The sequence below is a fragment of the Bradyrhizobium sp. th-b2 genome, from assembly GCF_000426785.1.
GTDB classification, from domain to species: domain Bacteria; phylum Pseudomonadota; class Alphaproteobacteria; order Rhizobiales; family Xanthobacteraceae; genus Bradyrhizobium; species Bradyrhizobium septentrionale.
The window spans coordinates 157,559-171,931 of sequence record NZ_AUGA01000007.1; the positions used below are offsets into that span (position 1 = coordinate 157,559).

Annotated in this window: 9 protein-coding genes and 1 riboswitch; of the genes, 2 read left to right on the forward strand and 7 right to left on the reverse strand. The window is 65.8% G+C overall.

Annotated elements, in window-relative coordinates:
* Positions 1-4: 4 nt before the first annotated feature.
* Positions 5-1,681, reverse strand: coding sequence for a GspE/PulE family protein (locus tag K359_RS0113225; protein WP_029079781.1), 1,677 nt, complete (start codon positions 1,679-1,681; stop codon positions 5-7).
* Positions 1,682-2,006: 325 nt separating this feature from the next.
* Between K359_RS0113225 and gspD the strand changes: the two genes are divergently transcribed.
* Positions 2,007-4,391 carry a type II secretion system secretin GspD gene (gene gspD / locus K359_RS0113230; RefSeq protein ID WP_165127528.1) on the forward strand — a complete coding sequence of 795 codons (2,385 nt, stop codon included), beginning with the start codon at positions 2,007-2,009 and terminating at the stop codon, positions 4,389-4,391.
* A 76-nt stretch (positions 4,392-4,467) separates the two neighbouring features.
* Complete coding sequence (locus K359_RS0113235) at positions 4,468-4,941, forward strand: tetratricopeptide repeat protein (RefSeq protein WP_029079783.1); 474 nt, start codon at positions 4,468-4,470, stop codon at positions 4,939-4,941.
* Positions 4,942-4,950: 9 nt separating this feature from the next.
* On the opposite strand, the gene K359_RS0113240 is transcribed toward K359_RS0113235, so the two are convergent.
* The 6 genes from K359_RS0113240 to K359_RS0113265 form a co-directional block, all read right to left on the reverse strand.
* A complete protein-coding gene (locus tag K359_RS0113240) occupies positions 4,951-6,444 on the reverse strand; it encodes a peptidase (RefSeq protein ID WP_029079784.1) in 1,494 nt (497 codons plus the stop codon).
* Between the two features lie 2 nt (positions 6,445-6,446).
* Positions 6,447-8,726, reverse strand: a complete 2,280-nt coding sequence (locus K359_RS0113245; protein WP_029079785.1) for a TonB-dependent siderophore receptor — start codon at positions 8,724-8,726, stop codon at positions 6,447-6,449.
* Positions 8,727-8,831: 105 nt separating this feature from the next.
* Positions 8,832-9,028, reverse strand: a riboswitch (cobalamin riboswitch).
* A 243-nt stretch (positions 9,029-9,271) separates the two neighbouring features.
* Positions 9,272-10,201, reverse strand: coding sequence for a GTP-binding protein (locus K359_RS0113250; RefSeq protein ID WP_029079786.1), 930 nt, complete (start codon positions 10,199-10,201; stop codon positions 9,272-9,274).
* Between the two features lies 1 nt (position 10,202).
* Positions 10,203-11,693 (reverse strand): amidohydrolase family protein, encoded by a 1,491-nt coding sequence (locus K359_RS0113255; RefSeq protein WP_029079787.1) that lies wholly within the window; start codon positions 11,691-11,693, stop codon positions 10,203-10,205.
* Between the two features lie 209 nt (positions 11,694-11,902).
* A complete protein-coding gene (locus K359_RS0113260) occupies positions 11,903-12,298 on the reverse strand; it encodes a hypothetical protein (RefSeq protein ID WP_245284595.1) in 396 nt (131 codons plus the stop codon).
* Between the two features lie 137 nt (positions 12,299-12,435).
* On the reverse strand, positions 12,436-14,292 hold the full coding sequence (locus K359_RS0113265; RefSeq protein ID WP_029079789.1) for an ABC transporter transmembrane domain-containing protein: 1,857 nt from the start codon (positions 14,290-14,292) through the stop codon (positions 12,436-12,438).
* Positions 14,293-14,373: the final 81 nt, after the last annotated feature.

The following is a 14,373-nucleotide window of genomic DNA, read 5'->3' on the forward strand; positions in this document are numbered from 1 at the left end:
GACGTCACCGCACCGTCGCAACGCGGAGGATCTCGGCGGGCGAGGTCAATCCGGCGCGGCATTTGGCGACCCCGTCATCGAGCATCGTGGTCATGCCCGCCCGGATCGCCATCGTATCGATCTTCAGTCCGTCGGTTCGCTCCCCGATCAGTTCGCGCAATTCATTCGATAGTTCGAGCAGCTCGAATGCGCCGAGGCGGCCGCGATAGCCGGTTCCGCCGCAGCGTTCGCAGCCGCATGGCTCGTGAACAATCTCGCCAGCCCGCAATCCGATCGCCGCAAGCCGGGGGTCCTCGGTGAAATCAGCCAATGCCAGCGGCCGCGCCGTCTTGCAGCGCTCGCACAATTGCCGGACCAGGCGCTGCGCGATCACGCCGCGCAGCACCGAGCGCAGCAGATAGCCTTCGACCCCGAGGTCGAGCAGGCGCGGCACCGCGGCCGCCGCCGTCTCGGTGTGCAGCGTCGTCAGCACCAGATGCCCGGTCAGCGCCGCATGCACCGCGACATGCGCGGTCTCGGTATCCCGGATTTCACCGACCATAATGACGTCGGGATCCTGTCGAACGAAGGAGCGCAAGGCGGTGGCGAAGGTCAGACCGATCGCCGGCTTGACCTGGGACTGGTTGACGCCGGGGATCTCGTATTCGACCGGGTCCTCGATCGTGAGAATTTTGCGGCTGGGCTCGTTGAGGATCGACAGGATCGTCGCCAGCGTCGTGGTCTTGCCGCTGCCGGTCGGTCCCGTGATCACGACCATGCCATGCGGCAACTTCAAGAGCCGCCGCAGCTTGGCTTCATCAGCCTGCGAGAACCCGAGTTTTTCCACGACCAGCAGGCCGCGATCCTTGGGCAGGATACGGATGACGGCGGATTCGCCATGCTGCATCGGCATGATCGCGACGCGGATATCGATATCGGTACGCCCGGCCCGCAGCCGCGCCGCGCCGTCCTGCGGCAGGCGGCGCTCGGCAATATTGAGATTGGCGATGATCTTGATGCGGGACACCACGGCCTGGGGCAGCACGCCCGACAGCGCCGCGACCGGCCGCAGCAGGCCATCGATCCGTAAGCGCACCATCAGGCCGGCGGCGAATGGCTCGATATGGATGTCGCTGGCGCGAAGCTCGACCGCCTTCTCGATCAGATCGTTGACCGCGCGCACCACCGGGGCGCCGCTGGCGAGATCGCGCAGGCTCTCGATGTCGTCTTCGCGGGGCAGCGCCGCCGTCAGTTCGGTGGCCTCGTCCTCCTCGGCACTGGCGCGGTTGTTCAGCACGATGGCGACATCTTCCGACGATGCCACTTTCACTGTTATCCCGGCGCCGAGCACAATCTGCGCCGCCCGCTGCGTCGCCTGATCGGTGGGGTCGACGACCGCGAGAACAGTGGTTCCATCCGCTTCCCGGCACGGATAGACCATGGTCTCGCGCAGGAAACGCGGCGAGAACGACCCGACCAGCGGCTCGGCCGAGGTCATTTCCTGGAGCGTCAGGCGGCCCAGTGCAAAGAAGCGTGCGGCTTCGTCGGCGAATTCGACAGGCGAAAGACTGGTGACCTCCCACAGCTTCAATTGCCTGTGGTCGGCGCCTTGCCCGGCCCGCTCGACCGGCCCATCGGTCGGCGCGAGGTGATTGTTCTGACGGAGATAATCCACAAACCGAACGGACAGGTCGTTGGCCATTCTCTTATCCCGCCACGCTATCCTGGATCAGCTCGCGCCGAGCCGCTGGCACCGTTCGGCTCCCGTTAACTGCGCGGTTATCGACCCGAAGTGTGACAGCTGTGCGAAGTCACATCGTCCGCCGCGCTCAAGAAACTTTGAGGTGGCATCGCGGACACAAGCAACGCGCCGGCTGCACAAATTTTGGCACGACACGATGCAGGTCGCGAACGACAATCATGTAACCAATTTATTTCTGTCATGAACGCTCGCTAAGAGTCCTGCGGGGCAGGACCGATCGTCGCAAGCCATCGAAATATCAGCCAGCAAGTAGCGAAGGGCCTTCATGCAACGCGTAGGCACAGTGGGCCGCTGCCCGACGATCCGTGGCGGCCTGACAGCCATTTTCGTCTTGACGTCGCTGGGGTTGCTGGCGTCCTGCAATTCCGCAACAGTCGGCGAGAGTGTGGATGCGTCCCAGCTCGACGTCACCGACAAGGTGCGCTCGCTGGATCTGCTGCCGCGCCAGCCGCAACCGGTGAGCGCACTCGCGGCGGCACCCGGCAACCAGGGCGGGAACGTCCGCGCATCGATGTATGAAGGCAGCGACGTGACGGCCGTCGCCGACGCGCGGCCGCAGCCGACCGCGAATGGCAATGGTTTCGATCTGAATTTCGAGAGCACGCCGGTGGCGACCGTCGCCAAGGTCGTGCTCGGCGACATCCTTCATGTCGGCTACACCATCGACCCACGGGTACAGGGCACGGTGAGCCTGGTCTCGGTCCGCCCGGTGCCGAAATCCGACATGGTGTTCGTGCTTGAAAACGCGCTGCGGCTGAGCGGCGTGGTGCTGCTCAAGGATACCGCGGGCTATCGCCTGACCCCGCTCGGCGACGCCGTCGGCGGCGGACGCATCGATACCGCGGCAGCCAATCCCGAACCCGGTTTCGGCATCTCGGTGGTTCCCCTGCAATATGTGTCGGCCCAGACTCTGCTGAAGCTGACCGACAGCTTTGCCACCAGGGCGGGCGCAATCCGCGCCGACACCACGCGGAATCTTCTGCTGATCCAGGGCACCGGGGCCGAGCGCCGCACCGCGGTCGACACCGTGCTCAGCTTCGACGTCGACTGGATGCGGGGTCAATCGGTCGGCATCTTCCCGATCTCGAGCGGCTCGCCCGCGCCTGTCATCGCCGAGCTGGAGAAGATCGTCGATTCCGGCGAGAACGGCCTCAGCCAGAACGTCATCAAGTTCATGCCGATCGCACGCCTCAATGCGGTGCTGGTCGTGACCAAGAAGCCGGACATGCTGCACACGGCCGCAACCTGGATCAAGCGCCTCGACCGCAACGACACCGCGCGAACCACGGTCCATGTCTACCGCGTCAAGTATGGCGATGCGCGCCAGATCGCGCGGGTCCTGACCGACATGTTCCTCGGCGGCTCCTCAGGCAATTTGCTCGACAGTGCCGACAGCCAGCTCGCGCCGGGCTCCGGCACCTCGTCGACGTCAAGCGTCGCCGATCGTCTGTCGCTCAACAACAACAACGGCTCGAATTCGAGCATGGGCGGCTTCGCATCCCGCGGCACGTCGGGGACAGGTGCGACGGGCCAAGGCCTGGGCCAGGGATTTGGCGCCGGTGGTCAAGCCAACAATCCCAATGCGGGCCAGGGCAACAATGCCGCGCTGGATGCCGGACGCGGCGCCGGCGTCGGCGGCGGCAACGGCCAGCCCGTGCTGCAGGACGTCCGCATCACGCCCGATGTCGTGAACAACAATCTCCTGATCTATGCCGACCAGGCCAACTACCGCATCATCGAGTCGACGCTGCTGCAGATCGACGAGCCACAGCTCCAGGTCGCCATTGATGCTACGATCGCCGAGGTCACGCTCAACAACACCCTGTCCTACGGCGTGCAGACCTATCTCACCAGCCAAAACCTCGGCCTGAAGCCGAACACCGGCTCGATCCTTGGCACCCAGGCCACATCGGCGCCCGCCACCACCACGGACGCGACCACCGGCGCCGTCTCGGTCGCGGGCTCGCTCACCAATGCTTTCATCAACCAGACCTTCCCGGGCTTCAACTTCCTGGTTGGCTCCGCGACGCAGCCGAGCCTGATCCTGGATGCGCTGCATGCCGTCACCAGCGTCAAGGTGCTGTCCAATCCCTCGCTGGTCGTGATCAACAACCAGGTCGCGACGCTGCAGGTCGGCGACGTCGTCCCGGTCTCGACCGGCAGCGCGACAGTGCTGACCACGAGCAACACGGTGGTCAACACCATCGACTATCGCAACACCGGCATCATCCTGAAGGTCTCGCCACGCGTCAGCGTCAACGGCACGGTGCGGCTCGATGTCGAGCAGGAGATCAGCAACGTTCCCCAAAGCAGCTCGGTAAACCTGACGCCGACGGTGTCGGAACGGCGGGTCAAGAGCCAAATCGCGGTCGCCAATGGCCAGACCGTGCTGCTGGCCGGCCTGATCAGCGAGCAGCAGAGCGGCAACCGCAATGCGCTTCCCGTGCTCGACCAGATTCCTGGCCTTGGCGACGCCTTCGGGCATCAGAGCAACGGCACCCAGCGCACCGAGCTGATCATCTTCATCCGCCCGCAGATCATCCGCAACGGTACCGACGCCCAGGTCGTCGCCGAGGAGCTTCGATCGAAACTGCGCGGCAGCATCGCCACGACATCGACCAATGCGCCGATCACCACCAGCTTCCACTGAGCCGGGCAACCGGATGCTCCGCATGCCCGCGCTGCGAACCCGCCTCTGCGCTACACTTGCGGTCGCGCTTTGGGCGATGACCGCATCCGTCGCGAGCGCCGACAGCCTTGCGCGCGGAACCGCCGCCTTTAATCGCGGCGACTATGTCAGGGCGTCTCGGGAGCTCGCGCCGGCCGCCGAGCGCGGCAATGCGCGCGCGCTCGGCCTGCTCGGCTTCATGTATGAGCACGGTTTTGGCGTGCCGCAGGCCTATGACGCCGCCGCCGATCTCTACTATCGTGGCGCCGTGCAAGGCGACCCGTTCGCGCAGGCCATGCTTGGCCTGATGTACGACAAGGGCCACGGCGTTCCGAACGATTACGTGCTGGCCTACAAATGGCTCAATCTGGCGGCCGCCCGCACGAACGGACGGCAGCGCGACGCCTATCTCCGCTTCCGTGATGCGGTCGCATCAAAACTCTCGCGCAATGAGATCATCGCCGGCCAGCGGTTTGCATTGGGATGGGTCCCCGGCCCGCCGGCGCCGAACGTGCACCTGACCATCAAGTAGCTGCCGCTATCACGGCGTCCGCACAGGGATCGCGGACACGCGTCTCCTTCGCACCGGCCGCCGCAGCCGGCGCCAGCCGATCACGATGCCGCTGATCGAGACGATCGTGCCAACCGCTGACAGCAGCCACACCACGACGTCGCGTGCGGGAGAGATGCGCAGCAGCAGCGGGAAATCCAGGCTGTGCAGCGCGTTGAACAACCAGCGATAGGAGCGGCGACTGTCGTCGCTGCGGTCGAGAATTTCGCCAGTGACCGGAGAGATGTGCAGCCAGGTTTGCGCGGGATCATCAAAGCCGGTCCGCAGCACGGGGAGTTCGCGCGCGTTGTGCAGCGTGTACCAATAGGCGTCGGGTTCATCGAGCTGTTGGACCGAGTTCATGGCAGCTCCGGGCACCGCGCGCCGGGCGGCTGCGATGATCTCGTCACGCGAGAGAGACGCGGGCGCGCCGGTGGCGGGATCGGCGAGGCTGCGACGGCCATTGCTGTCATCGAGCATCATCAGCTTGTGTCCGCCGATCCAGACGAAGCGCGCCTCCACGGCCGGCACGGACGGCGACGACTGGAAGCCGGTGGCGATGTCGGGCGCGTCATGGCCGCTGTAGCCGACCGCGATCTCCCTGGTGACGCCGCGGCCGGAGAACGCGCCGCCGGGATTGAGCGACAGCCAGCCGCTGAACATCCAGGTGAAAACGCAGATGCCGCCGATCAGCCCGGCAATATGATGCCAGGCCATCCAGCCGCGGTATGGCGACATGGCGCCGTTTGCGTAGCGACGCATCAATCGCAACCGGAGAATGCCGATCCAGAAGCCAGTGACCGCGACCACGAGGCACACGCCCGAGATCCACAGCACCACATCCCGCCACAGCGGACCGTCCTTGCGCAGCACGGTCGGATAGATCCAGTGCGGGATCGAGCCGAGCCAGTTCCAGACCCGCTCCTGCCGCGTGGTGTCGAGCGCGATCTCGCCGCTGCGCGCGGAGACGTAGAGCTCGGTCCCACTGGCGTCGCCGAGGCCGACCAGATAGAGCGGCCGCAACAGGTCGAAACGCGCCGTAACCGACCATTGATCGCGCGTCACCGTGTCGAGCAATTGCGGACGCACCGCACGCGGATCGTGGCCGGCAATGGCCAGCGCCTGGTCCGGCGTGATCCAGTCGATGATACTGCCGTCGGCCGCCGAAATGGTGACGGTGCCTCCCTTCCAGCCGGCGATGCGATAGACCGGAACGTCGTCCATCATCGACAGCCGCAGATCGCGCGGATAATGCTCCATGCCCGCGATCGCCATCGCGCGGTCAGGCGCGATCTGCACCTTGCCCCACGAAATGACAGGGAGCGCGGCCAGGCGCTCGCCGTCGGTGAGGCGCGGAAAGGCCACGTACATCATGACGAGGCCGGAGATGAACCACATCGCAAACAAGAGGCAGGTCGCGATGCCGATCCAGCGATGGACGACATACAGCCATCGCCGCCCTCGCCGGACCAGAGTGTTGCGCATGATCAGAACTTCACGTTGACGGAGAGTTCCGCGGTGCGCGCCATGCCCAGCAGCCACTGCCCGGCATAGGGCGACGTCACCGCGTAGACCTTGTCGAACAGATTGTAGACGCGGAACGCAACCGTGGTGCGGTCATCCGGCTTCCACCTGACACCGCCATTGACCACATTGTAGCCCGGCCGCAACTGGGTGTTGGCAAGGTCGGAGTACATCTGGCCGACGATCTGGACGCCGCCATAGACCGACCAGTTGGATGCGAAGTCCCAGGTCAACCAGACGTTCGACACCTGCTGCGGTACGTTGATCGGAACGTTGCCGGCATAGCTGACGAGCTTTCCGCTCACCAGCTGGCTGTTGTTGTCGTACTTCGCCTGCAGCAGCGCGACATTGGCGTCGACACGCCAGCCATAATCCAACGCCAGTCCGACCGATGCCTCGACGCCGCGCGATGATTGCTGGCCGACCTGCAATGCGAGGCCGACGGGATTGTTCGGATCGGCAACGAGCAAATTGTTCTTGACGATCTGATAGCCCGCCAGCGTCCACTCGCCGCGCCCGCCCAGGAACGACTGCTTGACCCCGAACTCGGTCTGCTTGCCGGTGGCGAGCTGGAAGGTCTTTTGCGTGGCCGACAGCGAGATCAGATTGCCGACCGGATCGACGCCGACCGCATACTGACCATAGAACGCGAGGTTCTTGATCGGTTCATAGACCACCCCGGTGCGCCAGCTGGCGCCCGAGAGCGCGACGTCAAAACTGTTCGACGGCGTCCGATAGTCGGTGCGGTCGACCTCGGGGCGATCGTACCTGACGCCGGTGACGAGCGACAATTGATCGGTCAGCAACAGACGATCCTCCGCAAACAGCGCGTATTGATTGACGATCGCATTGAAGCCGGGCGATGTCGCAGTGGTCGTCGCGAAGAACGATCCGGGATCGAAGACGTAGGGGTTGACCGACGACGCGCCGCCAAACGGCGAGTTATTGGTGTGGGTGAAGTCGATGTGGTTAACGTCGAATCCCGCAACGAAGCGGTTCTCGAGGCCGAAGATGTGGCCGCTGAAGGTCGCGTCCATCCGGTTGCCGGCCTGCTTCTGGTCGTGGAAGATCTCGATATAGTTGCCGCGATCGATCAGATTGCTCTTCGGATTCCAGGTGTAGCTCTCGATGTCGCGCCAGTGCCGCTCGCTGGTCAGATAATAGAGCGTGTTGTTGATCTTGATGCCGTCGGCGACGTCCCACTCGGTCTTGAACTGGGTCCAGCTGTCCTGATAGCGGATCGTGCTGTCCAGCGCGTTGTAGTTCTTGAAGCGCAGCGCGTCCTGGATCGCGCCGTTGATCAGCGGCGTGCCGAAATAGCGCGACGGGCTGCGGTCGCCATAATCCTCGGAGAGCGTGAAGGCGAGATTTTCCGACGCCTGCACCCGCACCGCGGCCGAGACCACCGCATTCGAGGTCTTGTCGCGATCGACCCAGCCGTCCGACATGTTGCCGGTGGCATTGATCCGGTAGGACACATTGGGATTGATCGGACCGGTGCTGTCGACCGAAAGCCGCCGCGTCATGTTGCTGTCGAGCGAGACCTCGGCTTCGTTGTAGGGCGTGCCCAGCGGCTTTTTCGGAATTACGTTGATGACGCCGCCGATTGCGCCTTCGCCGTATAGCACCGAAGCCGGGCCGCGCAGCACCTCGATGCGCTGCGTCGACCAGGTATCGTACGGGAACGTCAGGGTTCCCGAGCCGATATAAAAGCGCGTACCGTCATACAGCGTCATCACCGAATTGCTGCCGGCAAAGCCGCGGGTGCTGAACGACAGGCCGCCATTGCCGGGAGCCGGCGTTGCGATGAACCCGGCCGCGTCCTGGGTGACGGCATCTGTGACATTATGCTGGCCGCGTTCGGCGATGGTCTGCGACGTGATGATCTCGACGCTCGCCGGCGTTTGCAGCGGCGTTAGATTCAGACGGCTGCCGGTGCTCCCCGGCGTGGTGGCGTTGAGCGTCGGCGACGCCGATCCCGAAGCGCCCGACGCTGCGGCGCGCGGTGTGTTGCCGGTTGCCGCGGCCGGTACAGGTCTGGAGCGTGGCCGCGACGACGACGCCGAGTTGCTGCTTCGCGCCGCGGGCTTGGGCTTTTCGGATGCCGAGGGCGAGACCTCGATCGGATCGAGCCTGGTTGGTGGCGGTGTTTGTGCTCCACCTTCAGCCGGCAGCAGCAGCGATGACAGGGAGCAAACGAGGCCGAGGCGCCAGCGGCGCGCAACGGGAGAAGACGGAGACATGAAAGGACCCGCGGTAACGTGGCACGTCACCGCGAACGCGGACTGGCGCATTGCCCAAAAGGCAGTGCTCCGATCCCACCAGGACGCCCCCGCCCGATGTGCTCGCGTGTGACCACGACTGACGGCAGGTCTCCTGGCTCACGGGTCGTCGCCTGTCGACGCCTTCCCGGACCGAATGGTCCAGTGGCAAATTGACGAAAGGCTCGCCGTTTACAGTTGCGGGGACAGCTGCGGCATTGGGGTTACCCTCGCACCGCATTCCCTTTTGATCCCCGAAGGGAACCGTCGGCGGAAACGATAGGTGGTGCGGGATGGGCTGTCAATTCGGCGCGATTGTCGCGCACGTGCTTTGCGGGACGGTGCTGCGGCGATGACACACGGCTTGTATCGCTGACGCGGAGACCTCCTTAACCCGTCTCCTGAGGAGCCGCGTAGCGGCGTCTCGAAGGATCGACGGCCCGGCTGGTGGCCGTGCACCCTTCGAGACGCGCTACGCGCTCCTCCAGCGACAAAGGCAAAGCCTTTGCGCGGGGGTGACGGAAAACTCAGGTAGCTTCGACGCAGCCTGCCATGATCGCATCGATCTCGGCGCGCGAGAGCACACCTATCTCGGCGATGAACACGATTCGCGTGCGCGGCACGCCGGGTGCCGGCACGCCGCCCGCAGCCAATGTCGCGCGTCCGCCGGCGAGTTGAAACACTGTCAGTCGCCCAGGCTGCTCCACCGTCTCGAACAATCCCTTCGCCCGCGCGAGTTTCGGCGCCAGCCTGCCGATCGCCTGCTGCAAGCGCGGCAACCGCACCGGCCGCTCCGACGTCCAGCTCAGCGTCTCGAACCGGTCGGACACCGGCCGTCGTGGCGCGGTCTCGCGCGGCGCCGGCAAATGATCGATATCCGCCGGAAGCAATAGTTCCGTCGGCACCTCGCCATGCAGCGCATCGACCACGACCGCCGCCGGCCGCACCGCGCGTACCGCGTCGCGGATCGCGGTACGCGCGGTGGCATCAGCCAGGTCGACCTTGCTCAGCGCCACCACATCGGCCGCCCGCAGTTGCGACCGCAGCAGCGCATCGTCCAGCATCGTCGCAGGCTGCGTGGCGTCGACCACGCACAGCACGGTCTCCAGCGGCGCTTCCTTCCAGATCACGGGATCCATCAGGTTGCGCACGATGTCGGCGGGATCGGCGATCCCGCTGGTCTCGATCACGATGAACTCGGGACGCGGATCACGCCGCAGCAAATTTGCGAGCGTGCGCAGCAGATCGCCCTCCAGCGTGCAACAGATGCAGCCATTGCTCAGGCTCACCACGCCGTCGCTGGCGCCCGCGATCAGCTCCGCGTCGATGTTGATGGCGCCGAAATCGTTGACCACCGCCGCGATGCGCCGCCCTTGTGCATGCGCCAGCAGATGGTTCACGACGGTGGTCTTGCCCGCCCCGAGAAAACCCGCGACCAGCAGGATCGGGACCGGCACGTCAGCCTCCGGCGACCGGCCGGCGCACCGGCCGGCCCGGCCGCGCCGCGACATCGAGGACGCCGTCGTTGATCAGCGGCTGGCCGCTGACCACGAGATACCGCACACCCTCCGCCGGTCGGTTCATCGCGGAGAAGGTCGCGCGATCGCTCAAGGTCTCAAAGTCGAACACCACGACATCGGCGTCGGCTCCGACCTGCAACCTGCCCTTGGCGCGCATCGCCGGCGTGCTTGCGGAAAGGATTTCCGCCGGAATCAGCGCGCATTTGCGGATGCCCTCGAGCAGCGACACTTTCTTGCGCTCGCGCACCCATTCGCGGATGAAGCGGGTGAAGCAACCGGCCGAACGCGGATGCGAGGTGGCATCATCGGGCAGCGGCCAGGCGTCGCCGGTGTAGCGGCGGCCGTCCGACAGCGTCCACGGCATCGCGTCGGACGCGATCGCACCGCCCGGATACAGCACCGCCATGTCGAGCAGGTCGCGATGATGCTGGTTGTTCTCGATATCGAGCACATGCCACAGCACCAGCGTGGAGGGTTCTTCGGCCTGCGCCGCCAGCAGCTCCTCGCGGCTGCCGAAGCGGTGACCGTCGGTCACGCGCTGCACCGAATCGTAGCCGAGGCCGTTGCGCTCCTCGAATTTGGGATCGCTGAAGAAGGTCGCCGCCAGCACGGTCGACCCGGTGCCGTAGGGATAGGCCTCCACCGTGATCGGCAAGCCCTGCGCTTGCGCCTTCGCGATCAGCGCAACACAGCGTTCGATATCCGTCTTGCTCGACGAGTTGAAGTGGCAGATGTGCATATGCGCGCCGGTGGCGCCGGCATAGCCGATCAGGCGGATATAGGCCTCGGCCGCGCTCTCGGGATCGATGCGGGACATGTAGGCGACGTGGGTGAAGGTCGGCACCGCACGCGCGGCCGCCAGTTGGCACACCGCGGTCAGTTCCTGCACGCCGGCGCCCGGCGCATAGGCGTTGAGAATGCCGATGCCGATGCCGCCTTCGTTCAGCCCGTTGGCAAGACGCTCCAGGATGCCGGCGACCTCGCCATCGGTCGCCACGTTCTCGATCCAGCGGCGATCCCGCATCGCGGCGCCGAACGATTCCAGCGAGCTTTCCGAATTCGAGCCGGTCATCGCGCCGATCCGCGCGAAGGCCCAATTGGCGGCGGCGCCGTAGTTCAGCACCCGGCCCTTCTCGGCCTGGCGCTTGTACCAGGACGCAACCGGCAGCACGCCGGCCTCGAGGTCGAGCGACGTCGTCACGCCGTCGAACGCCTGCATCCGATCGGCCGGAATGGTCTGGCCGTGCGCGTGCAGATCGATGAAGCCGGGCGCGACCACGCGGCCGGTGGCGTCGATCTGCCGCTCGGCGCCGCCGAGGCCGGTGCCGACAGCAGCGATCCGGCCGTCGACCACAGCGACGTCGCCGATCGCATCCATGCCGCTCGCCGGATCCACCACCCGGCCGCCGCTGATCACCAAACCACCCATCTCGCCACTCCCCGCATTGTCCGAAACCGCGGTCCCGGCCGGCCGCCTTCATTAAGGCTTACGACCGGACCCAAGCGGGGCCAAGAGACAAAAATGCATCGCATCTATCGCAACGCTCCGATCGGGATTCTTGCGATATGGTGTAACGCAATCGTCCTTCGCGCGAGGCGAGAAGGCCGCGTCAACGATGCGAGTGGCGGCGAGGTCCGTTACGTTCCAGTCGCCCGTCGCGGGGCGAGGCCTCTCCAGAGATCGTCGTTCGGTCTGGTCCGGCTCGCGACGAGCTTCGGCGGCGTCCGATCCTTGGCGATCGCCGCCTCGAAGGCCCGCCGCAATCGCGGATTGTCGATCTGCATCTGGAAGCGCCGGACAACGGTCTCCGCATCGGCATCGTGACCGGTAATCGCGCGGCACAGCTCCGCTGTCGTCCTGCGGAAGAAATGGAACGAGCCAGCGGCCGCACCATCCAATCGATCGAGCTCGCCGGCCACGGCGAGCACGTGCATCCGGTCGGCGTCGTCGAGCGTCACCGTGAAGCGCAGCACGGCGAGTTGCCAGGCGCAGAGCAGCTTGCCCTGCGATTCGCTTGCTCCCTCACTGCGCATCGATCGAACACCCCGCGCGCCCGATCCGGGGCGCGGCGTGACTATCCTTGCGCGGCAATAGGTTTTCGAGGGGATCGCGCGAGCGATCTCATAAGCGCCGCATAAGCGGCCCGGCAACGCCTAGCAAGATCGCGGGCTCAGATCCCCTCGAACTGCAGCCGCGCCAGCCGTGCATAGAGGCCGTTGGCGGCGACCAGCTCGGCGTGGGTGCCCTGCTCGACGATCCTGCCCTGGTCCATGACCAGGATGCGGTCGCAGGACAGCACGGTCGCTAGACGATGCGCGATCACCAGCGTGGTGCGGTGGCGCATCAATTCCTCGAGCGCGGTCTGCACCAGCGTTTCGCTCTCGGCGTCGAGCGCAGAGGTCGCCTCATCGAGCAGCAGCAGCGGCGCATCGCGCAAGATGGCGCGCGCGATCGCGATGCGCTGGCGCTGGCCGCCGGACAACGTCACGCCGCGCTCGCCGAGCTGGGCATCGAAGCCGCCGGGCAGCCGGCGCAGGAATTCGGTGGCATGCGCGAGATCGGCGGCACGCTCGACCTCGGCATGGGTGGCATCGGGCCTGCCGAACCGGATGTTCTCGCGGGCCGAGGCGGCGAACACCACGGAATCCTGCGGCACCAATGCGATCCGCGCGCGGACCTCGGCGGGATCGGCCTGCCGGATCGGCACGCCGTCGAGCGAGATGGTGCCCGATTTCGGATCGTAGAAGCGCAGCAGCAGGTGGAACAGCGTGCTCTTGCCGGCGCCGGAGGGGCCGACGATCGCGACCTTCTCGCCGGAGCCGACCTTCAGCGACACGCCATCGACCGCAAGCGCGTTGGGCCGGGTCGGATAGGCGAAGCTGACATTGTCGAAGCCGACATCGCCGCGCGCCGGCTGCGGCAGCGCGCGCGGCGCGGCGGGAGCGGCGATCTCCGGCCTGATGCGCAGAATCTCGAACAGCCGCTCCGCGGCGCCCGACGCGGCCGAGACTTCGCCCCAGACCTCGCTGAGCTGGCCGAGGCCACTCGCAGCGAACGCCGTATAGAGAATGAACTGGCCGAGCCGGCCGGGGCTGATGGTTCCGACCAGCACGTCGTGCGAGCCGACCCAGAGGATCACGACGACGCTGGCGAACACGATGAAGATGACGATCAGCGTCAGCATCGCGCGCGCCTTGGTCGAGCTGCGCGCGGCGTCATAGGCCTGCTCGACCTCGCGGCTGAAGCGCGTCCTGGCCAGCCGCTCGCCGGTATAGGCCTGCACGGTGCGGATCGCGTTGACCAGCTCGGAGGCATAGGCGCTGGCATCGGCCAACGTGTCTTGGGCATTGCGCGACAGCCGCCGTACCCAGCGGCCGAACGCGACCAGCGGAATCACGATCAGCGGGATCGCGGCCAGCACGAAGCCGGAGAGCCGCGGGCTCGTGATCACCATCATCGCCGCGGCGCCGAAGAACAGCATCAGATTGCGCAGCGCGATCGACACCGAGGCGCCGACCGCGGACTTGATCTGCGTGGTGTCGGCGGTCAGTCGCGACACCAGCTCGCCGCTTCGCGCGGAATCGAAGAATGACGGCGACAGCGAAATCAGATGCGCGAACACATCGCGCCGGAGATCGGCGACGATGCGCTCGCCGATCGTCATCACGAGGTAGTAGCGTGAGGCGCTGGCACAGGCGAGTACGGCAACGACTGCGATCATCACGCTGAAATAGCTGTTGATCATCGCGATGCCTTCGGGCGTGAAGCCCATGTCGATCATCCGCCGCACCGCGACCGGCACGACCAGCGTGGTGATCGCCGCGATGGTCAGCGAGATCAGCGCGAGGATCGCCCGCCCCTTGTAGCGCGCCACATAGGGCGCGAGCGCAAGCAGCGGCCGCAAGCGGGCACGGCTCTTCGCCGGCTCCGTGATCTGGCTCTCGATGAAGGCTTCCTCGTCGAGCAACGCATCGCGCGGAGGCTGCGGCCTGCCGGGAGGGGTCTCAAGCTGTTCGGCTATGCTCATTATGTTTCTAGACCGGTTCTATCGCCTCCACATAGGCCCGCTGACCCCCGGCTGGCAAATCCGGTAAAGTCCCAATCCGGT